The 20,098-nt window shown below is 60.7% G+C and carries 18 protein-coding genes; 10 read left to right on the plus strand and 8 right to left on the minus strand.

Features of this window, described 5'->3' with window-relative positions; translation table 11 throughout:
* The first annotated feature begins 144 nt into the window (after positions 1 to 144).
* From ACB032_RS08810 to ACB032_RS08845, 8 genes are all read left to right on the plus strand, one after another.
* A complete protein-coding gene (locus tag ACB032_RS08810) occupies positions 145 to 450 on the plus strand; it encodes a PTS fructose transporter subunit IIB (protein ID WP_017409976.1) in 306 nt (101 codons plus the stop codon).
* A complete protein-coding gene (locus ACB032_RS08815; protein ID WP_371137778.1) occupies positions 451 to 1,218 on the plus strand; it encodes a PTS sugar transporter subunit IIA in 768 nt (255 codons plus the stop codon).
* 77 nt (positions 1,219 to 1,295) lie between these two features.
* Positions 1,296 to 2,240, plus strand: a complete 945-nt coding sequence (locus ACB032_RS08820) for a pseudouridine synthase (RefSeq protein ID WP_371137779.1) — start codon at positions 1,296 to 1,298, stop codon at positions 2,238 to 2,240.
* A 96-nt stretch (positions 2,241 to 2,336) separates the two neighbouring features.
* Positions 2,337 to 2,804, plus strand: a complete 468-nt coding sequence (locus ACB032_RS08825) for an NUDIX hydrolase (protein WP_044799537.1) — start codon at positions 2,337 to 2,339, stop codon at positions 2,802 to 2,804.
* A gap of 303 nt (positions 2,805 to 3,107) precedes the next feature.
* Complete coding sequence (gene mnmA / locus ACB032_RS08830) at positions 3,108 to 4,214, plus strand: tRNA 2-thiouridine(34) synthase MnmA (RefSeq protein ID WP_011705316.1); 1,107 nt, start codon at positions 3,108 to 3,110, stop codon at positions 4,212 to 4,214.
* A 157-nt stretch (positions 4,215 to 4,371) separates the two neighbouring features.
* On the plus strand, positions 4,372 to 4,986 hold the full coding sequence (hflD, locus tag ACB032_RS08835) for a high frequency lysogenization protein HflD (protein ID WP_371137780.1): 615 nt from the start codon (positions 4,372 to 4,374) through the stop codon (positions 4,984 to 4,986).
* Between the two features lie 126 nt (positions 4,987 to 5,112).
* Complete coding sequence (purB, locus tag ACB032_RS08840; RefSeq protein ID WP_371137781.1) at positions 5,113 to 6,483, plus strand: adenylosuccinate lyase; 1,371 nt, start codon at positions 5,113 to 5,115, stop codon at positions 6,481 to 6,483.
* 165 nt (positions 6,484 to 6,648) lie between these two features.
* Positions 6,649 to 7,779, plus strand: a complete 1,131-nt coding sequence (locus tag ACB032_RS08845; protein WP_371137782.1) for a JmjC domain-containing protein — start codon at positions 6,649 to 6,651, stop codon at positions 7,777 to 7,779.
* A gap of 142 nt (positions 7,780 to 7,921) precedes the next feature.
* Here ACB032_RS08845 and ACB032_RS08850 read toward each other — a convergent pair whose 3' ends face one another.
* The 7 genes from ACB032_RS08850 to ACB032_RS08880 form a co-directional block, all read right to left on the minus strand.
* Positions 7,922 to 10,789 carry a hypothetical protein gene (locus ACB032_RS08850; protein ID WP_371137783.1) on the minus strand — a complete coding sequence of 956 codons (2,868 nt, stop codon included), beginning with the start codon at positions 10,787 to 10,789 and terminating at the stop codon, positions 7,922 to 7,924.
* A gap of 616 nt (positions 10,790 to 11,405) precedes the next feature.
* A complete protein-coding gene (locus ACB032_RS08855; RefSeq protein ID WP_039215280.1) occupies positions 11,406 to 11,915 on the minus strand; it encodes a GNAT family N-acetyltransferase in 510 nt (169 codons plus the stop codon).
* Between the two features lie 32 nt (positions 11,916 to 11,947).
* Positions 11,948 to 13,564 (minus strand): GNAT family N-acetyltransferase, encoded by a 1,617-nt coding sequence (locus ACB032_RS08860; RefSeq protein ID WP_371137784.1) that lies wholly within the window; start codon positions 13,562 to 13,564, stop codon positions 11,948 to 11,950.
* Positions 13,564 to 14,178, minus strand: coding sequence for a glutathione S-transferase family protein (locus tag ACB032_RS08865; RefSeq protein ID WP_254199753.1), 615 nt, complete (start codon positions 14,176 to 14,178; stop codon positions 13,564 to 13,566). Before ACB032_RS08865 ends, ACB032_RS08860 begins: the two co-directional genes overlap by 1 nt.
* 29 nt (positions 14,179 to 14,207) lie before the next feature.
* Positions 14,208 to 14,846 (minus strand): pyridoxamine 5'-phosphate oxidase, encoded by a 639-nt coding sequence (pdxH, locus tag ACB032_RS08870; protein ID WP_043159926.1) that lies wholly within the window; start codon positions 14,844 to 14,846, stop codon positions 14,208 to 14,210.
* A gap of 170 nt (positions 14,847 to 15,016) precedes the next feature.
* A complete protein-coding gene (locus ACB032_RS08875) occupies positions 15,017 to 15,340 on the minus strand; it encodes a hypothetical protein (RefSeq protein WP_049048564.1) in 324 nt (107 codons plus the stop codon).
* A complete protein-coding gene (locus ACB032_RS08880) occupies positions 15,337 to 17,316 on the minus strand; it encodes a reprolysin-like metallopeptidase (RefSeq protein ID WP_371137785.1) in 1,980 nt (659 codons plus the stop codon). Before ACB032_RS08880 ends, ACB032_RS08875 begins: the two co-directional genes overlap by 4 nt.
* Before the next feature lie 209 nt (positions 17,317 to 17,525).
* On the opposite strand from ACB032_RS08880, the gene ACB032_RS08885 reads away from it, so the two are divergent.
* Positions 17,526 to 18,737: an RsmB/NOP family class I SAM-dependent RNA methyltransferase gene (locus ACB032_RS08885; RefSeq protein ID WP_029303566.1), complete on the plus strand. Its 1,212-nt coding sequence runs from the start codon at positions 17,526 to 17,528 to the stop codon at positions 18,735 to 18,737.
* 77 nt (positions 18,738 to 18,814) lie between these two features.
* Here the strand turns inward: ACB032_RS08885 and ACB032_RS08890 are convergent, their stop codons facing one another.
* Positions 18,815 to 19,159, minus strand: coding sequence for a Grx4 family monothiol glutaredoxin (locus tag ACB032_RS08890; RefSeq protein ID WP_010673955.1), 345 nt, complete (start codon positions 19,157 to 19,159; stop codon positions 18,815 to 18,817).
* Between the two features lie 286 nt (positions 19,160 to 19,445).
* Here ACB032_RS08890 and sodB point away from each other — a divergent pair, with 286 nt between their 5' ends.
* Positions 19,446 to 20,030 carry a superoxide dismutase [Fe] gene (gene sodB, locus ACB032_RS08895; protein ID WP_011705306.1) on the plus strand — a complete coding sequence of 195 codons (585 nt, stop codon included), beginning with the start codon at positions 19,446 to 19,448 and terminating at the stop codon, positions 20,028 to 20,030.
* The last annotated feature ends 68 nt before the right edge of the window (positions 20,031 to 20,098 follow it).

Consider the following 20,098-nt stretch of genomic DNA (forward strand, 5'->3'; position numbering starts at 1 on the left):
CCCTTTTGAGGCCGCAAAAGCGCTCACCCCTTGCCCATCCCCTCAGCAGAGCGCAGTCGGGATCCCATTTTTGCCTCCGCCCCTTTGGCAAGGCCGCCCCTTGGCGCTATCTTGTTGCCCCACCCGAACTTGCCGTGAGAGCCCATGAAGATCCTCGCCGTCACCGCCTGCCCCACCGGCATCGCCCACACCTATATGGCCGCCGAAGCGCTGCAAAAAGCCGCCGACAAGCTGGGGCTCAAGATCAAGGTCGAAACCCAGGGTGCCATGGGGCTGGAGAACATCCTCACCGCCCGCGACATCGCCGGCGCCGATCTGGTGCTGATCGCCTCCGATATCGAGATTGAGCAAAAAGATCGCTTCCTCGGCTGTCCCATCCACCAGGTGGCGCTGGAGGCGGTGCTGCTCGATGCGGTGGCCGTGCTCAAGACCGCCGCCCCCGGCGTCTGAATGCTGATCCGCGAGATCTCCTTTCACTGCCGGCTGGGACTCACCATCACCCAGGCCAAGCAGTTGAGTCGGCTGGCCGGGCTGTTCAAGTCCCATATCCAGTTCATCAACGTCACCCGCCGTCAGGCGGTGGAGGCGACCAACCAGCTCTCCCTGCTCACCCTGGCCACCCAGCCCGGCGATCTCTGTCTGCTGCTGATCGAGGGGCTGGATGCCGAGCTCGCCCACATGGCCTTCACCTGCTGGTGCGTGGAGCTGGGCCAGCCGCTGGGGCGTCCCGGCAGCGCCGCCCTCGCCGAGCAGCGCCTGGGCCAGGCGCTGCCCGACTATTGCTTCACCCTGGCCCAGCTCGGCCATGCCACGGCGCCCCTCGACAAGTGCCAGGCACTGGCGGTGCTGGTGGATCTGCTGCCCACCGAGCTGATAAGCGACAGGCCGATGTTGGAGCAGGCCATCGCCGCCCGCGAGCAGCTGGCAGCCACCATCATCCGGCCCGGGCTCGCCATGCCCCATGTCATCTGCCCCGCTATCCGCCGCCCCGCGCTCTCGCTGCTCAGCAGCAGCGAGCCCATCGAGTGGGGCTCCGCACTCGGGCCGGTACAGACCCTGATTTTACTGGCAGTGCCCACCGGCCTGGCTCCCGAGCAGTTGCGCCCTCTCACCCGGCTGGCCCGCGCACTGATGGACGAGCAGGTGGGCACCGCATTGCTGCACGCGAGCTCCGCCCCCGCCCGTCAGGCCATCGTCATCGACGGCCTGCTCGGCTGAGCGGCTAGCCTCCCGTCCCCGTCGTTCATGCCCGCGACAGCCCCCTGTGATACACTCGCCCTTCCTCTGTTTTTGGTATGCATGCGATGAAATCAGCCCGCCCCCGTCTCTCCCTCTCCGCCCGTCCTGACGCCGAACGTTCGGCCAGCAGACCAGCAGCCACGGCGCGCCCATCCCAACGCCGGGAGGCGCAACACGCCATGAGAGACAAGGAGGGTGAGCGCAAACCGGCCCCCGCCCCGGCCGATCGCAAGCTGCTGCTCTTGAACAAGCCCTACATGGTGCTCTGTCAGTTCACCGACGAGGCAGGCCGCGAGACCCTCAAGGATTACATCACCGAGCCCGGCATCTATGCCGCGGGCCGGCTCGACCGCGACAGCGAGGGGCTGTTGCTGCTCACCAACGACGGCAAGCTGCAAGCGCGCCTCACCCAGCCGGGAGAGAAGACCCCCAAGACCTACTGGGTGCAAGTGGAAGGAGTGCCAAGCGAGGAGAAACTGGCTGCCCTGCGCGCCGGTGTGGAGCTCAACGACGGCATGACCCTGCCCGCCGGGGCGCGCCTCATGGATGAGCCTGCGGTGTGGCCACGCAACCCGCCCATTCGCGAGCGCAAAGAGATCCCCACCTGCTGGCTGGAGATCAAGATAGTGGAGGGGCGCAACCGCCAGGTGCGGCGGATGACCGCCCACATCGGTCACCCCACCTTGCGCCTTATCCGCTACGCCATCGGGGAGTGGACCCTCGACGCGCTGGCACCGGGGGAGAGCCGCGCCCTGCCCGCCCCCGAACTGGCCCCTGCGCCACGGCCAGCTGCCACGCAAGGGAAAGCACGGACATCCGCCAAGCCACAGGGAGCAGGCAGCCACAGCGCACTGCGAGCGGCTCGCCGCCCCCAGCATCAGGGCCAAGGGCAGGCACCCGACCAAGGGCGGGGCAGCCGCGAGGCCGAGCCGCGCCCCGGCAATCGCAGCGGCGGGCGCGGCACCGCCCGTCGCCCGGCCCGCAGCAAGCCGTCGGAATAACACGAGTAAGCCATTTGGCCAGCGTGCCGTCACCTGAACGGCACTGTTGAATCCAGCGCCCCACCGGGGCACAGCCAACCAGACAAGGAGTCCCTTATGAGCGATCACCCACCGCTGCCCACCCGCCTCACCGTGGCCGCCCTGGTCCACTGGCAGGGCCGCTTCCTGCTGGTGGAAGAGGAGATCAAGGGCCAGCGCCGCTTCAACCAGCCTGCCGGCCATGTGGAGCCGGGGGAAGATCTCATCCAGGCGGCCTGCCGCGAGCTGAAGGAGGAGACCGGGCTCACCGCCGCCCCCACCGGCTGGCTCGGGGTCTATCTCTACAAGCCGGCGGACAGCGAGGCCACCTTTGTGCGCACCGCCGTTATCTTCGACCTTGAAAAGGCGCCGGGTCAGCACCATCCAGAGGATCCTGACGGCGACGTGCTGGCCTGCCACTGGCTCACCCTGGCGGAGATCGCCGAGTGCAAACCGGCCCTGCGCAGCCCGCTGGTGTGGCAGTGCATACAGGACTATCTGGCCGGCACCCGCTTGCCGCTGTCGGCCCTCAAGGCCTTTATTTGAGAGCCTGCCCACGCTCTTACTGCGAGACCGTGATCAAGGCTCATGTGAAGCTCGGAATCCTCACGTATATCTATACGTTCCGGTTCCTGCGCTGTTCTTTACCTTGCTGACGGCCTCTCGTGACAGATCGTGAACAGGCTATGCAGGACCGTTTGGCGCCACTTTTTCATCATGGCGCCGACAAATAGAAAAACGATTTCCTGCTGCCAGGTTCCTGATGGGAACGGCGGCATGGATATGTGACCGGGGGCGCGAAATTCTGGTAGAATACGCCCCGTTTAAACGAACTGGTAACTTCGACTAATGACAGACAACAGCCAAATCAAGGTGATCGTCGGCATGTCCGGCGGCGTGGATTCTTCCGTCTCGGCCTACCTGCTCCAGCAGCAGGGCTATCAGGTCGAAGGCTTGTTCATGAAGAACTGGGAAGAAGACGACACGGACGAGTACTGCTCTGCCGCCCAGGATTTGGCTGATGCCAAGGCCGTCTGCGACAAGCTGGGGATGAAACTCCACACCATCAACTTCGCCGCCGAGTACTGGGACAACGTGTTCGAGCACTTCCTCGAAGAGTACAAGGCCGGCCGTACGCCGAACCCGGATATCCTGTGCAACAAGGAGATCAAGTTCAAGGCGTTCCTGGAGTTTGCCGCCGAAGAGCTGGGGGCCACCTACATCGCCACCGGCCACTATGTACGCCGTGACGACAGCACCGGCCGCCCGCGCCTGCTGCGCGGCCTCGATACCAACAAGGATCAGAGCTACTTCCTCTACACCTTGAGCGAAGCTCAGGTGGGTCAGAGCCTGTTCCCGGTCGGCGATCTTGAAAAACCCGAGGTGCGCCGCATCGCCGAGCAGCTGGATCTCATCACCGCCAAGAAGAAAGACTCCACCGGTATCTGCTTTATCGGCGAGCGCAAATTCAAGGACTTCCTGGCCAAGTTCCTGCCCGCCCAGCCCGGCCCCATCGAAACCGTCGATGGCAAGGTGATCGGCGAGCATCAGGGCCTGATGTATCACACTCTGGGCCAGCGCAAGGGGCTTGGCATCGGTGGTCGCAAAGATGCCACCGAAGAAGCCTGGTACGTGGTCGACAAAGAGGTGGAGCGCAACACCCTGGTGGTGGCGCAGGGCGAACATCCCCGTCTCTACTCCGATGGCCTCATCGCCAGCCAGCTGCACTGGGTGGATCGCACCCCCATTCGCGCGCCGCGCCGCTGCACCGTCAAGACCCGCTATCGCCAGGAAGATATCCCCTGCCTGATCCAGCCCATCGACGATGAGACCATCCGGGTCATCTTCGACGAGAAACAGGCTGCGGTCACCCCGGGTCAGTCCGCCGTCTTCTACGACGGGGAAGTGTGTCTGGGCGGCGGCATCATCGAACAACGTTTCAGCCATCCGGTCTAAGGGCTGGGCGCTCACGAGCGTCCGCGCTGTACTCCCTTCTCCCCTCGCGGGAGAAGGGACAAAGACAAAACAGCACAAGGCAGCGATACATGATTGGCAACTTCCAGGCCGGCTCATGGCATCGGCCGGTGAATGAACAGAACAGGGCTGTGAAGATATGAGCGACAAATTCCAAGACAAAACCATGGCCTTTGCCGGCATCTGCCAGGCCGCTTATCTGGTGCAGAAGGTGGCCCGTGACGGCAGCTGCGACGAGGCGGCCCTGCGCGAGAGCCTCTCCAGCATTCTGGTGACCAACCCGAGCCAGCCGCTCGAGGTGTTCAACAACACCCATCTGGCCATTCGCGACGGCTACCGTGCGCTGGTCGAGCAGCTGGGCGCCGACGGTAGCCAGAAGAATGCCGAGCTGACCCGCTACGTGGTGAGCCTGATCGCGCTGGAGCGCAAGCTGGCCAAGCGCAAGGACATCCTCAACATGCTGGGTGAGCGGATCAGCCAGATTGGCCGCCAGCAACAGCACTTCGATCTGCTCGACGAGCAGATCCTGGCCAACATGGCGAGCATCTACAGCGACCTCATCAGCCCGATCGGCCCCCGAATCCAGGTGGCGGGTACCCCGCTGTTCCTGCAGCAGCCGCTGGTGCAACACAAGGTGCGTGCCCTGCTGCTGGCCGGCATCCGGGCCTGCGTGCTGTGGCGTCAGCTCGGCGGCAGCCGCACCCAGATCATCTTCGCTCGCAAGAAGATGGTGGAGCTGGCCAAACGTTACTAATCATCGGCTCGTGCGCGGGCCAAGGGACGACAGCAAGGCGGGCAGCCGCACATCCCCTTGTTGATATCCCGGGCCCACGCGCGAGTGGATACGGATCCCCCACACCAATCATCAGGAGTTCACCCCATGGAGCTGTCCGCGCTGACTGCTGTTTCCCCGATTGACGGTCGTTATGGCGACAAGGCCGATGCCCTGCGCCCTATCTTCTCCGAATTCGGCCTGCTGCGTTTTCGCGTCGAAGTCGAGGTGCGCTGGTTGCAAAAACTGGCCAGCCACGCCGGGATCCCGGAAGTCCCTGCCCTGAGCGCGGCCGCCAGTACCCTGCTCGACGGCATAGTCCAGAGCTTCAACGAGCAGGATGCCGCCCGCATCAAACAGATCGAGCGCACCACCAACCATGATGTGAAAGCGGTGGAGTACTTCCTGAAAGAAAAAGTCGAAGTGAACCCAGAGCTGGCCGCCATCAGCGAGTTCATCCACTTCGCCTGCACCTCGGAAGACATCAACAACAACTCCCACGGCCTGATGCTGAAAACCGCCCGCGAAGAGGTCATCAAGCCTTATTGCGAGAAGCTGATTTCCGAGCTCAAGCGTCTGGCTCATGAGTACCGCGACATGCCGCTGCTGTCCCGTACCCACGGTCAGCCGGCGACCCCGAGCACCATGGGCAAGGAGATGGCCAACGTCGCCTACCGGCTGGAGCGCCAGTACAAGCAGATCATGGCGGTGGAGATCCTCGGCAAGATCAACGGCGCGGTCGGCAACTACAACGCCCACATCAGCGCCTACCCGGATGTGGACTGGCACCAGTTCTCCGAGGAATTCGTCACCTCCCTCGGCCTTTCCTGGAACCCCTACACCACCCAGATCGAGCCGCACGACTACATCGCCGAGCTGTTCGACGCCATGGCCCGCTTCAACACCATCCTGATCGACTTCGATCGCGATGTGTGGGGTTACATCTCCCTGGGCCACTTCAAGCAGCGCACCATCGCCGGCGAAATCGGCTCCTCCACCATGCCGCACAAGGTCAACCCCATCGACTTCGAGAACTCCGAAGGCAATCTGGGTCTGGCCAACGCCGTGTTCCAGCATCTGGCCTCCAAGCTCCCCATCTCCCGCTGGCAGCGTGATCTGACCGACTCGACCGTGCTGCGCAACCTGGGGGTGGCGGTGGGTTACTCCCTGATTGCCTATCAGGCGACCCTCAAGGGTATCTCCAAGCTGGAAGCCAACGACGCCGCCATGGCTGCCGATCTGGATGCCAACTGGGAAGTGCTGGCCGAGCCGATCCAGACCGTGATGCGCCGCTACGGCATCGAGAAGCCCTACGAGAAGCTCAAAGAGCTGACCCGTGGCCGCCGCGTCGATGCCGAAGGGATGCGTACCTTTATCGACACCCTGGAGTTGCCGGAAGCGGTCAAAGTCGAGCTGAAGAAGCTGACCCCGGCCAACTACATCGGCGACGCCCAGCGTCTGGTCGATCTGCTGAAATAAGCGGATAAGTGACACCACCGGGGCCCTGTGCATGATCTGCAACAGGGCCCCGGTTATTTTATGTGGCACCCTATACACCCTTTGCAAGAGGTCTTGCCCGAGGCCAGCCACCGCCTCCGGCAAGACCTCTCTTGACCTTTGTCGAACCCTTTGACGAGAAGATCTATGTACCAACTCAATCTGGATATCGCTCACTTCCTCGAGCACTACTGGCAGAAGCGCCCACTGCTCATCAAGGGCGGCTTCACCGACTTTCAGGATCCCATCAGCCCGGACGAGCTGGCAGGTCTGGCCATGGAAGAGGTGATTGAATCGCGCCTCGTCACCCGCTTCAACAACAAGTGGGAGGCGGCTCACGGCCCCTTCGAATCCTACGATCACCTGGGTGAAGAGAACTGGACCGTGCTGGTGCAGGCCTGCAACCACTGGGCCCCCGAGGTCAACGAGCTGGCGCTGCCGTTCCAGTTCATCCCGGGCTGGCGTTTTGACGATGTGATGGTGAGCTTCTCCACCCCTCACGGCGGCGTCGGTCCCCACATCGACAACTACGACGTCTTCATCACCCAGGGCCAGGGCAAGCGCCACTGGCGCGTCGGCGATGCCAAGCCTTTGAACGAGTTCGCCGCCCATGCGGCCCTGCTGCACTGCGAGCCGTTCGAGGCGATCATCGACGTCATCATGGAGCCGGGCGATATCCTCTACATCCCGCCCGGATTCCCCCACGAGGGCTACGCCATCGAGCCCTCCCTGAACTTCTCGGTGGGCTTCCGCGCACCGGATGCCAAGGCGCTTATCTCCTCCTTTGCCGATCACCTGATCGACAACGAGGTGCGCACCGAGCGTTACGGCGATGCCGATCTCAAGCCACGTGCCCGCCACGGCGAGATCCAGCCCCACGAGCTGCACCGTCTGCGCGAGCTGATGCAGCAGGCCCTCGATGACGAGACCCTGTTCAAGGAGTGGTTCGGCACCATGATCTCCGAGGCCAAGCACGATCTGGACGTCAATCCGGTGGAGCCGGACTACAGCGCCGAGGAAGTGGCCGACCTGCTGACCCAGGGCGAGCCCGCCATCAAGGTGCCGGGTCTGCGCACCGTCTGGTTCAGCGGCGAGAGCCAGCAGTGCTACATCGACGGCGAAGCCTGGGCGCTGCCAAGCGAGGATGCCGCCGCCATTTCGCTCTTGTGCGACAAGGACATGGTTACTCAGGCCGACATGGTGGAACTTGCCGATCAGGCCGGCTTCCTGCAGCTGCTGACCCGGCTGGTCAACCGCGGCTACTGGTTCTTCAGCTGAGCTGACGGACAGAGATAAAAAAGGCACCCGAGGGCGCCTTTTTTGTTATTTGCAGCCGATGTGGATGCACCTGGTTTTCGTACATGGGCCGGTTCAATAATGACGACTCTTGGCCAAGCGATGGACAGGGGCGTCACCTCCGCTATTTCGGAATAAACGCATTCTTGTAGAAGGATCGGAATCCATTGTCCGGTACCTGAAACTCAACCCCATTGTACAATGACAATGAGGCATCATCAGTCTTACTCATAATTGCACCATAGCGGGCATAACCACTTTTGCCGTCGTGATACATAAAGTCCATCCGCGAAACCAGATCGCTGGTTTTCTTGAACAACCTGCCAACAATCGGCGAGTCTGAGGACAGGGGATTATTGATGGTCCGCAGTAATTTCATACGGGTATAGTCACCATTGTCATCCCGGGTCAGCAGATAATGGTAGCGGATCTCGGGAGCCTGCAGACCATTTAACCGATAGATCAAATTCACGTTGGTACCGAGTGCCAGGGCATTCAGGCCATAGGTTATCGGTGCATCGCGCTGACCGACAAAGTCAGAGATTATCCTGCGCGCTACACCAGCTTTCACTTGATAGATATGTCGGGTAGTGAAGATAAGGAACATGGTCTCATCAAGGCCATTGATGGCAACCACATCCAGCGGATATTCTTGCCACTCCAGATTTAATTGACTCGTCAGCTCATTGCTGTTTGTCGGGGCATCTTCCAGGTGAGATGTCAAGAAAGCGCGTGAAAAACTTGAGTTGTTTCCCAGCGCCACAAATATAGCAGCACGACTATTATTGCTTGCCTGACTCTCAACGGCATGCAAGCAGGTCTGCAAATCACTCCCCGGCCGCCAGTTACTGATTGGTGTGGTGGCTCCCGCAGTGAAGAAATTCGATATATTTCCGTAACCTGGTTTTTGAATATTGGCAAAGTTATAAATCCTGCCATTTCTCGGGGAGGTTACCAGAGCTCCTGGCTGAGTATAAATCGGATTATCATGATCAGCGATGCTTGGGACATAATCCCAATCGGTATTCATGGTCCTTGCATCGAATGCGCACACCAGAGTACGCTTCCAGTAACTGGATACCCGGCAAATATATGCACCAAGATCTTCATACTCAAGTCCCCGTGGCTTAATATATTCGTTGGTATATCTCGCGATCGGGGTAGGTTTGACCTCTTCTTTTTTAAGTAAGGTGTAGATCCACTGGGCAATGGCCACCACTATGCCTATCACCGCGACAATGATACCCAAGGGGCCGGCAATGGCAAACCCCATAAAAGAGGCAATGGCGACACCCAACGCCACCGTGGCGACCAACATATTGATTGCCGCAAATATAATATCCCCAATATCGCCGCCCTCGACAGCCTGATACAGGTTATACGCGGCCAGGGCCGCCCCCAGTGCCGCCAAGCCAACAAAACATATATTGATAACCCGAGTGATATTTTGCGTGGCGAGAAACATCTTGCTGGCTATCTGCCGCTCTACCACATTCGTGAGATGCTGGCCTTTGGCGGTAAGGTTGCTCAAGAATTGACTGAATTTCCCCATATTGATGGCAATGCTATTGATGATGCCTTCACCATTGCCATAAATAAACATGGTCACTTTATCAAGGAACCGACCGAGCTGGATCAGATTCAAGGTCAAATCAAACAAGGCTGCCCCCAACTCCATCAAAGGAACAGGATTGCTCCATTCCTCCCGATCGGTCGCCGTCAACCAGGTAAAGTTGCCCACCCCCAGCAACAAGGTGAACACGGAAAGGAATGAATCTATGGGGAAGGCCGCGGGAGCCACACCGGAGAAGGCTGTGGGAGCCATACTGCCCGCCGCCCCTGCCAGAGCAGGATATCGTTGAAGAATACGCTGCCGAGCCCCTTCATCCTGCAAGGTGCTTGTTCTCAGACTCATATTATTCAGTTCATTCCAGAAGCTATCCGGACTATTCTGGTTGAAGAAACTGTTCCAGAAGGTGCGCTGCGTACCGCTTTCATTTCTCAGCAAGGTCACCACATCATCGAAATTCCTCCTGTTGGCCAGGACTGTGTATTTCTCGCTTTGGTGACCCCAGCTCATGTTCATGGCAAACCCGCTGTAAACAGATCCCGCCATGGTACGTTCAAATTTTTTCAGCTCATCTTCTGTGATGCGACGACCGGATGAAATATTGAGCGCTCTTACTTTATTGATGGTGTTGTACACTTGCCACATCGCCTTTTCAAACGATGAGCCTGACCCCAGATACTCCTGAACTTTAAAAGAACTGATAAGCTCGTCTAACACCTCATTCTTGGAGTAGTGCTCGATAAGTTGACGAGCCCAGCTTTCTCCCCCTGCTTTGTAGGCGGTTAACTTTCCACTTTGGCAATAATGAGTAGCGACAGAGTATAGCTGATCGATAATCTCTTTAAACTGCACCCCCTTTTCTGCTTGTTTGATATTCGCATTTACCTTCACCATATCCCAAGAGTTATACAGCTTCCGGTCAGCTACTGTGACATTGGTTTGCTTGCTATATGAGTTCTGTAACAGACCACTCACGTACTCAACCATATTATCGGTAAAATAGCGTCGATTGCTGCTGTAAATAGCATTGACCGAGCTGATGCCATCACTCATTGTCAGCACATTATTATTAGGCTTCATGCCAGGGCCTAATGCTTCGCTTAATGAGCTGTTCTGATACTGGAATTCGTACTTCATCAACTCTTGAAACATCACCTGGGCAAGATATTGCGCTTCATCGGTTTCTTGTAAAAAGTTGACCCGATTTGAATCAACGGCGGGCTGGTTAGACGCCATCACGTAAAAATTGATCGCATCCAGCTCAGCAAAATTGCCATTATTCAAGACAGCAATGGCAGCCTTCACCGGGGCGGGGAAAACGCTGCTGGCAGCCAGACCAATCAGCGACATGGAGGAAAACGTCAGAAAATCACGACGTCCTTGTGAAACCTCACGATGAATTATTGCTGAGAGTTTTTTCATATAATGTATCCCTATCAGTGCTCAATTCATTCCAGATTGCCCGATATTTTCAGGCAATAGCTGGGCAGGCCATATCATCATGACCGAGCATATGGTGGTTGTTTTTTGGTGTAAGATGAAGACAGGTTACCGCGTCAGCATTATTGATATGCAAACGAGAGCAACTCTATCGATATATAAGACAAGGGCGGGTATGAATAATTAAAGCCATGGCAATCGCACCAAGCCTCCTTGTTTATATATTCAACAACCTACCTTTTCATCCTCATTTGAGTCAAACATCAATAATGAGGTCAAACCAAAAAATGTTACCCGTTAGACAAAAATAGATCTTGCCGATAAAAATTTGTAACAAGACATTGCAACAGAATACCTCCGGAAAAAGCAACGGCCAGCCCTCAGACAGCAGACCCCATATTCAGAGAATATGGTGGCGCGCTCCATATATCCCGACACGGATTCAAGAGGTGTTTGCTCAATGGCATGGGCGCGGATACTGCCCAGGATAATGGAGCGGAGGAGCGCAACGACTCATCGCTATTCAAGGGGAAAGGCGCAGCACCTGCTGCTCATGCAGATAACAAAACGGCAGCCCGCAGGCTGCCGTTTGCGTTGCTCATTGTTCTTCGGGCAGCTCGTCAAACAGTGGGTGGTAGAGCACTTCGCCCTGCATCCCGGTCAGGCCGCCTTCCTGCAGCTCCATCGCCATGAAGCAGTCGGCGGGCACTTCGTAGATGCAGTGCAGGCCAAACTCGCTGGCGGGGCGAAAACCGAAGCGGCTGTAATAGGTCGGGTCACCCAGCACCACCACCGCCTTCCAGTCCATCTCCAGCGCCGTATCCAGCCCCTCGCGTACCAGATCCGACCCTATGCCCTGCCCCTGCCAATCGGGATGGACCGCCACGGGTGCAAGACCGAGCCAGGGCCCTTCCATGCCGTTAATGGTGATCGGGCTCAGCATCAGGTGCCCCATGAACTCGTACTCCTCCTCCTCGACCATGGTCACCACGGCGGCGCCACATTCGCGCAGGCGGTTGACCAGTTCGGCCTCGTCGGAACGGCCAAAGGCGGCACTCACCAGGTCATAGACCGGCAGCATGTCGCCGGGGCGCTCGGTTCTCAGCATACAGCGTTACTCCTCGTACAGCAGAGCTGGCATTATTCCACAAACTGACCGCCGCCCTGAGCACCTTTGTCGAGAAATGGGAGGGTGGACTCAGGAAACCGCACGGCCAGCAGGCGCAGCATGGTTTGCAGATTGCTCGGTTGCAGGGTGGTGATGGCCGCCCGATAGGCCGCAAACAGTTCGGCATCCGTCTGCTCCAGCCAGCTCAGCGTCTGGTCTGGTCCGCGATGCCAGCGTCCGGCCAGCTCGTCGATGAGGGCGGGCAACTCCACCAGCAGCCAGAGCTGGTGATAACGGTGGCTGACGCCATTCCTCTGTGTGTTCTCGCCGCTGGCCCGGCGGGCCAAGGTGCCCAGCCAGCTGAGCCGCTGACGCCGCTCCGCCAGCGTGAGCGGTGCCGGCCCCTGACGCTGCAGGCTGGCCAGCTGCTGCAGATAGGCCAGCCCCCGCTCTTCATGGTCCTTGAGCAGCAGCCCCCGGTACAGATAGAGCTGGTCCGGCTCGGCCTGCGCCAACGCCTCTTGGTCGTGATACTCCACCGCCAGCGGCCCGTCATCCTCCTGCTCGGGCAGGGAGTCGACAGCCAGTCCGCTCTCTGGCTCCGGCTGCGCCAGAAAGAGGGCCAGCCGCCTCGGTTCATCCTCCTCACCGCCTGCTTGCAGGATGGCCGCCACCACCCGTTCGTCAGCCAATAGAGGAGTCAGCTGCCGTTTGAGCGGCGCCACCAGCGTCTGGCTTCGCTCCAGCTGCCAGTAGCTCACCTCGCACGGCGGCTGACCACTCAGCTCACGCCGACCGCAATAGCGCATGCCCAGCTTGGCCATCACCCGGCCGGAGGCCAGGTTGCCCGGCATATGGCGGGCGGTCAGCACCGGCAGTTGCAGCCGGTCAAACGCAAAGGCCTTGACCAGCCGGGCGGCCCGGGTCGCCAGCCCGCGATTTTGCCAGGGCACGCCCACCCACCAGGCGAGCTCACCGTTCCAGTGCAGCGAGATCACCCCCACCAGCGGCGCCTGGCCCTCCCCTACTGGCAGGGTCAGCGCCCAGCTCCAGCCCAGCCCGAGCGCCGCCTTGCGCCAACAGCCAGCCAACCAATCGAGGGCCGCCTCCGGCGGGTAGGGATGGGGGATGTTGAGGGTGTAGCGGGCGAGCGCCGCATCGCTGCAATAGCGCACCACGTCGGCCTCATCGCGCGCCAGCAGGGGGCGCAGTTGCAGGGCAGACCCCGATGGCGAGGCGGGCTCGGCCAGCACCGGCACCGTCAGGCGGCGGGCCAGCAGGCGGTTGAGCACGGCGCCCAGATCGTCTTGCGCCATCAGCGTCAGATCGGCGCCCTGAGGCCCCAGCGTCAGCAGCCCCTCCTCCCGGGCCAGGGTCAGCAGGGAGGCCGAGCCGCTGATGAGGATCTGGCGGCTCGGATCCCTCGCGGACTGGGCAGGCAAGTCACCATCCAGCCAGGCGGCCAGCAGCGCGCTGGCCGAACGCACGCCATCGGGCGGACAACAGGACCAGAGTCCACCGGTATCGCTCGGCAAACCCTCATCGACCTTGCTCTGCAGCAGCAGCCAGCGACCGCCCTGCCGTTGCCAGGCCTGCAGCACCGGCGCCCAGTGGGGCTGCCACAGGGCCCGCTCGATCAGCAGCTCCATCAGCCGGCCTGGCAGGCAGCCGGCAGGCTCAGGTGACGGGGATACGCCTCGATACGGGCGATCCAGTCGCGAATAGCTGGCCAGCCCTGCAGCGAGAAGATCCCCTCCTCCGCCACATGGGTGTAAGCGTAAAGCGCGATGTCGGCGATGGTCGGGGAATCACCGCACAGGTAGGGACTCTGCTTGAGCTGCTGCTCCAGCACCGCCAACGCCTTTTCGCCGCCGGCTTTGAGCCCGTCGAGGCGCGCCTCCTGGGACTCCGGCCGCCCCAGATAGTGCACGATGAAACGGGCTACCGCGATATAGGGCTCATGGCTGTACTGCTCGAAGAACAGCCACTTGAGCACCTCGGCCTGCTGGCGCGGCTCGGTCGGCCACAGGGGCGAGCCCTGCGCCAGATAGAAGAGGATGGCGTTGGATTCCGCCAGGGTATCGCCGTGGGCCAGCTCCAGCACCGGGATCTTGCCGTTGGGGTTGATGGCCAGAAAATCAGGGGTACGGGTCTCCCCCGCCAGCACATCCACCGGCACCCAGTCGAGGGGCAGTTCAAGCCAGCGGGCCAGCAGCCAGGGCTTGTAGCAATTGCCGGACTTCAGATCGCCATACAGACGCATACAGACTCCTTGTCAGCGGCAGCGGGCACTCAGGGCGCCAGCCGCTCGATGTGCCAGCCTTCCCCCTCGCGGGTGTAGTAGAAACGGTCGTGCAGGCGATGCTCGCCACCCTGCCAGAATTCGACCGTGTCGATCCGCACCCGAAAACCGCCCCAGAAGCTCGGCAGCGGCACTTCGCCATTGGCAAACTTCTGCTTGAGCTCGAGGAATTTGGCCTCCAGCACGCCGCGCGCCGAAATGCGGGTCGACTGCTGGGAAACCCAGGCGGCGATCTGGCTGTCCTTGGGACGGCTGTGGAAGTACTTCATCACCTCGAAGGTGCTCATCTTCTCCACTCGGCCGGTCACATGCACCTGTCTATCCAGCGTGTGCCAGGGAAACAGCAGGCTGATGCGGGGATTGCTCTCCAGCTGATGCGCCTTGCGGCTGCCCATGTTGGTGTAGAACACCATGCCCTCCGCATCGTAATGCTTGAGCAGCACGGTGCGCTGCCAGGGCTGGCCGTCGGCATCGACGGTGCCCACCACCATGGCGGTGGGATCGGTCAGCTTGGCCTCGCACGCCTGGGCCAGCCACTTCTCGAACAGGGCAAGGGGCTCGGCCGGCAGATCGGCCCGGTGCAATCCACCCCGGGTGTATTCGCGGCGCAGATCGGCTACATCCATCATCTTGATTTTCCTTCTCTCTTTGCCGCCCATGCGGCCATGCGTGCTGGCATTGTGCGACGAGCACGCCATGGGTACAAGCCTTGTAACCGGCAAATGGCGGCTGCAAAAAAGAGGGAGGCTCACGCCTCCCTCCTTGGTATGCCCTTCGTACGCTCTTGCTACGCGTAGACTTATTGCTTGCCAGAGGCAGCGGGACAATGCGTCAGCATGCGCCGGTTGTAATCCGCCGCGTAGGCCGCCAGCTTGGCCTGGGCCTCTTCCTGCCCGGGCTTGATGACATCCCCCAGGCCATCGAGGTAGCGCACGCCGCAGCGCGCCTTGGCCGAGGCCTGCTGCTCCGGCGCGATGCCGGGCGCCACCTCGCCGCGCCCGGCCCGCACGATCAACCGGTAATCCTGCTTGGCCAGACTGGCGCTGACCGCCTGCTCCAGGGTATCGGCGTCGGCCTGACAGCCGCCAAGCAGGGACACCAGCACCAGCCAGCCAGCTCTCATCCGCGCCTCCGTTGCCAACCCAGCAGGGCCAGCGCCAGAGTCCAGAGACCGAGGGCGCCACCACCGCCACCGCCCGAACTGCCGCCGCTTTGGACGACCGGCAGCTTAGCCGGACTGATGGCAAAGAAGATGTTGTCGCTGCAGGCCACCTTGAGGCGGGCGGCGCTGGCCAGATCCGCCGGCAGGGTGACGGTGGCGGCGCCGCTGTTGGGCTGGCTGACCGCCAGATTGCTCCAGCTGGTTCCCTCGTTCTGGGTGATGAACAGATCCACCTTGCTGCAGCTGATCGGCGCCAGCATGGTGCCGGCCACATCCCAGCTGACTGCCTGGCTTGCCCCTGGCGTCAACGCCACCCCAAGCGGGGCGGTCAGCCGGAAGGCGCTGCCGGTGTTGACTACCTGAACCTTCATGTCGTCGCTGGCGACACCGCCCTTGCCATCACGCACCGTCAGCCGGAAGTTGAGATCCCGGTTGGTGGTGGGCCAGGCCTCACCCTTCGCGAGCGTGCCCGAGAGCAGGGAGGGCAGGCTCGGCAGGATCCGCTCCGCCGAGCTGGTGGGGGACACGAAGCGAAACAGTGGCCGGCTGCCATCGTCCACCATGGTGGCCGGGCTGCTCGACTCCGTGCCCAGATCGATCTGCTCCCAGGTGTAGGTCAGAGGATCCCCGTCCAGATCGGCGCCGGCCCCCTTGAGCACGAACGGCGTGTTGGCCGGAATGATGCGGCTGGCCCCAGCCGCCGCCTGGGGCGCATTGTTGACGAGGTTGAGGGTGGTGCCACAGGCCGGCACGGTCGCCATGTGCGCTCGCATCTGCTCGATGGACTTGCTGTGGAAATAGGGGTCGCTGTGGGGCTGGATGTTCTCGTCCCCGCAGATCCCGGCATAGGCCATGATGGAGGTGCCGCTGCCCGGCTCCCAGGCTTGGGTCGCCTCCCGGTTGCCGCTGCCACAACTGTTGGTGGTGCCGTTGAAGGTGTGGTCGGCGCCGAACTGGTGGCCGATCTCGTGGGCCACGTAGTCGATAAAGAAGGCATCCCCCACCGGGGTGGATGAACCCGTCATGCCGTCCGACTTGGTAGCCGTACAGAGCACACCCAATCCGGCCAGACCACCACCGCCCGTGTTGACCACATGGCCGATGTCGAACTGTCCAAGCGGTGCGCTGGGCAGGGTCTGGGCATTAGCCTGCACCGCGCCGTTGACATCGACATCCGTGTCGTCATTGTTGAACGGATCGCTCGCCGGATCGGTAAAGATGATGTTGTCGTTGCCGCTGGCCAGCTGAAACTCGGCCCCCACATCGCGCTGGTATACCTCGTTGACACGGTTGAGCAGGGTGGCGATGGCCGCGGTGGCCAGCACCTTGGAGCCACCGTGGAACTGGGTGTACTCCCCCGCCGCCGAGATGGCGATGACGTAACGCTTGCGCACGTTGCCATCCACCTGCACCTTGTGCGCCAGCGCCCTGCTGGCCTCGTTGCCGATAACCTTGTCCGCGTCCTCCTCCAGCCGGCTGTAGGCATCCTGCTGGTAATAGACGGCATAACCGTCGGCATTGCGCAGCGGGTCGACGAACACCGTCTTGCCCTGATGGGTGAACATGGCGTGAAAGCCCAGTGGCCCCAGGTCAAAACGTCCCGTCTCTACCGGTGCCGCCGGGTTATGGCCCTTGAAGGTCAGGATCTCGGGGAATTTGGCCGCCTGATCGGCCGGCAGCAGATCATAGGCTTGCAGGGTGAAGATCACCTCTCCCCCGTCGGGCAACGGCAGGGTCAGCGAACGGGCCCCGGCCTGCAGGCCGGCAAAATAATCGATGGGAACCTTGGCGACCCGAAACTGGTTGGCCCGCACTTCATAGCCGTCGGCGGCGCTGGCGCGCGCCGCCACCGTGTCCCACTCCTTGGCCGCGAGGCCACCCGAGCTCATCAGGCTGGCTACCACCAGCGCCAAGGGAGAAAATTTCATCAACTGCATCTTTTTAGTCCTTTTAAATGCACTCACCCAAACTGCAACTGGCATCATTCGCCTGCCGCCCTGCTTAGTCCAGCACTGCCTAGCGGATATTCCCCGAATGGGGAGTGTTGCACCAACCCTGTCTAGCCCCTATCATTGCGCGGATTTATCAGTTTTTGAGCCGCGTCACCATGACGACGGTTCGTCTTTATCTGACCAAGGTTAATCTCATGCTCAAATCCCCACTGTTGCCCCGTTTCGGGGACCTGGTCGTTGCCATTGTTGACGATGTGCTGGGCCAGGGTCTCACCCTGGACCGCGCCTATGCCCGTCACTTCTCCGGCATCGAACTCAAACCGCAAGAACAGGCAAGGATTGCCCTGGTCACCGGCGATCTGCTGCGTCGCCTCAGCCTCTATTGCGCCCTGACCGGCATCCAGGTCCGTCAGGCCGAGAAGAACGTCTGGCCGCTGCTGCATAGCTGGCACGCTTTTCACAAGATAGCCCAACCCAACCATCCGACGCTGGATCGCTTCAATGAAGAGGCGTTTCGTCGCCGTCTGACCGAAGCCAAGAAGAACCCGGTGCTGATGGATGGCTGCCCGACCTGGCTGGAAAAACTCGGCAGCGAGCAACTGGGCGAAGCCTGGCCTGCCGAACGTGCCGCGCTGGCCTGGATGCCCAAGCGTTATCTGCGGGTCAACAGCCTCAAGTGCACCCGTGAAGAGCTGCAGGCCGCACTGGCCAAAGAGCAGGTCACCACCATTCCAGTGGAAGGGGTCGATTCAGCCCTGCAAGTGACCTCGGATGCCGCCCTGTTTCGTACCAAGGCCTTTGCCGATGGCTGGTTCGAGCAGCAGGATGCCGGCTCCCAGCAGGTTGCGGCCGCGCTGGAAGTGAGCCCCGGCATGCGCGTCATCGATGCCTGCGCCGGTGCCGGTGGCAAGACCCTGCATCTGGCCGCCATGATGGAGGGCAAGGGCCGCCTGCTGGCGATGGATGTGGAAGAGTGGAAACTCGAAAACCTCAAGCAGCGCGCCCGCCGCGCCGGTGCCCACAACGTGGAAACCCGGGTGATCACCAGCAGCAAGACCGTCAAGCGCCTCAAAGAGAGTGCGGATCGCGTGCTGCTGGATGTGCCCTGCTCCGGCCTCGGCGTGCTCAAGCGCAATCCGGATGCCAAGTGGCGCGACACCGCCGAGCGGCTGCCGGTACTGGTTGCCCTGCAGGCGGAGATCCTGCAGCGCTACAGCCAGATGGTGAAGGTGGGCGGTCTGCTGGTCTATGCAACCTGCTCCATCCTGCCGGAAGAGAACCGTCAGCAAGTGGACAAGTTCCTCGCCGCCAATGAAAACTACCGCTTGCGGGATGACCACACCGTCAGCCCGGCCGCCACCGGCTTCGATGGCTTCTACATGGCACGCATCGAACGCATCGCCTGATGCCTGTTGTGACATAAAGTTGTGAAATAAAAAAGGGGAGCCACTGGCTCCCTTTTTTGCATGATGCAGCTGCTGCCTTATTCGGCGGCGGCGTCATCCTGCTTGTGTTTGGCGGCAGTTTCCTTGATCAGGGTCTGCAGCTCACCGGCCTGGAACATCTCGATCATGATGTCGCAGCCACCGACCAGCTCACCTTCCACCCACAGCTGGGGGAAGGTCGGCCAGTTGGCAAACTTCGGCAATTCGGCGCGGATATCCGGGTTTTGCAGGATGTCGACGTAAGCAAACGGCTCGCCACAGGACATCAGGGCCTGGGAGGCCTGGGCAGAGAAACCGCAGCTGGGTAGCTTGGGGGAGCCCTTCATGTACAGGATGATGGGGTTTTCAGCCAGCTGCTGTTTGATCTTTTCAATAGTTTCCATAGGTGCCTCACTAGAGCGATTTCGGCGGCCATTCTACTGCAATCCGGGCAGACCACAAACTGGCAAACTACCTCGGATGCAAGAAGTGATGAATCAATACGCCGCAGCTTGATCCGGATCATGGCGAGAATCAAGAGTTGTTAGCCCATCTTTGATGCTGGTACAATCGATGGGCTTTGGGCCATCTGGCCCCCTTATTTCAAGAACAATTCTTTTCAAGATAGAAAAGAGTACGCAATGTCTTGCAACCGTCGCCTTCGCACGGCCAGCCAATGGAGAGTAGAAAATGGCATTCGAACTTCCCGCTCTGCCCTATGCAATCAATGCTCTGGAACCGCACATCTCCCAGGAAACTCTGGAATACCACCACGGCAAGCACCACAACACCTATGTGGTCAACCTGAACAACCTGGTGCCGGGTACCGAGTTTGAAGGCAAGTCTCTGGAAGAGATCATCAAGACCTCCACTGGCGGCATCTTCAACAACGCCGCCCAGATCTGGAACCACACCTTCTACTGGCACTGCCTCTCCCCGAACGGCGGTGGCGAGCCCACTGGCGCTCTGGCCGATGCCATCACCAAGGCGTTCGGCTCCTTCGCCGAGTTCAAGGATGCGTTCACCAAGTCTGCCATCGGCAACTTCGGTTCCAGCTGGACTTGGCTGGTGAAAAAGGCTGACGGCTCCCTGGCCATCGTCAACACCTCCAACGCCGGTTGCCCGCTGACCGAAGCCGGTACCACTCCGCTGCTGACCGTCGACCTGTGGGAACACGCCTACTACATCGATTTCCGCAACCTGCGTCCGAAGTACATGGAAACTTTCTGGACCCTGGTTAACTGGGAATTCGTGGCCAAGAACCTGGCTGCCTGATAGCCCCCGTTCTTGCCAAAACGCCCCGCTCTTGCGGGGCGTTTTTTTATGCCTGTGCAACAGCAGAG

Source organism: Aeromonas sp. S5(2024) (assembly GCF_041403025.1).
In the GTDB taxonomy this organism is placed as follows: Bacteria; Pseudomonadota; Gammaproteobacteria; order Enterobacterales; family Aeromonadaceae; genus Aeromonas; species Aeromonas hydrophila.

Excerpts from the sequence above, each read along its gene's own strand:
- ACB032_RS08810 (WP_017409976.1), top strand. The coding sequence starts at position 145 with ATGAAGATCCTCGCCGTCACCGCCTGCCCCACCGGCATCGCCCACACC.
- ACB032_RS08815 (WP_371137778.1), top strand. The coding sequence starts at position 451 with ATGCTGATCCGCGAGATCTCCTTTCACTGCCGGCTGGGACTCACCATC.
- ACB032_RS08820 (WP_371137779.1), top strand. The coding sequence starts at position 1,296 with ATGCATGCGATGAAATCAGCCCGCCCCCGTCTCTCCCTCTCCGCCCGT.
- ACB032_RS08825 (WP_044799537.1), top strand. The coding sequence starts at position 2,337 with ATGAGCGATCACCCACCGCTGCCCACCCGCCTCACCGTGGCCGCCCTG.
- mnmA (WP_011705316.1), top strand. The coding sequence starts at position 3,108 with ATGACAGACAACAGCCAAATCAAGGTGATCGTCGGCATGTCCGGCGGC.
- hflD (WP_371137780.1), top strand. The coding sequence starts at position 4,372 with ATGAGCGACAAATTCCAAGACAAAACCATGGCCTTTGCCGGCATCTGC.
- purB (WP_371137781.1), top strand. The coding sequence starts at position 5,113 with ATGGAGCTGTCCGCGCTGACTGCTGTTTCCCCGATTGACGGTCGTTAT.
- ACB032_RS08845 (WP_371137782.1), top strand. The coding sequence starts at position 6,649 with ATGTACCAACTCAATCTGGATATCGCTCACTTCCTCGAGCACTACTGG.
- ACB032_RS08850 (WP_371137783.1), bottom strand. The coding sequence starts at position 10,789 with ATGAAAAAACTCTCAGCAATAATTCATCGTGAGGTTTCACAAGGACGT.
- ACB032_RS08855 (WP_039215280.1), bottom strand. The coding sequence starts at position 11,915 with ATGCTGAGAACCGAGCGCCCCGGCGACATGCTGCCGGTCTATGACCTG.
- ACB032_RS08860 (WP_371137784.1), bottom strand. The coding sequence starts at position 13,564 with ATGGAGCTGCTGATCGAGCGGGCCCTGTGGCAGCCCCACTGGGCGCCG.
- ACB032_RS08865 (WP_254199753.1), bottom strand. The coding sequence starts at position 14,178 with ATGCGTCTGTATGGCGATCTGAAGTCCGGCAATTGCTACAAGCCCTGG.
- pdxH (WP_043159926.1), bottom strand. The coding sequence starts at position 14,846 with ATGATGGATGTAGCCGATCTGCGCCGCGAATACACCCGGGGTGGATTG.
- ACB032_RS08875 (WP_049048564.1), bottom strand. The coding sequence starts at position 15,340 with ATGAGAGCTGGCTGGCTGGTGCTGGTGTCCCTGCTTGGCGGCTGTCAG.
- ACB032_RS08880 (WP_371137785.1), bottom strand. The coding sequence starts at position 17,316 with ATGCAGTTGATGAAATTTTCTCCCTTGGCGCTGGTGGTAGCCAGCCTG.
- ACB032_RS08885 (WP_029303566.1), top strand. The coding sequence starts at position 17,526 with ATGCTCAAATCCCCACTGTTGCCCCGTTTCGGGGACCTGGTCGTTGCC.
- ACB032_RS08890 (WP_010673955.1), bottom strand. The coding sequence starts at position 19,159 with ATGGAAACTATTGAAAAGATCAAACAGCAGCTGGCTGAAAACCCCATC.
- sodB (WP_011705306.1), top strand. The coding sequence starts at position 19,446 with ATGGCATTCGAACTTCCCGCTCTGCCCTATGCAATCAATGCTCTGGAA.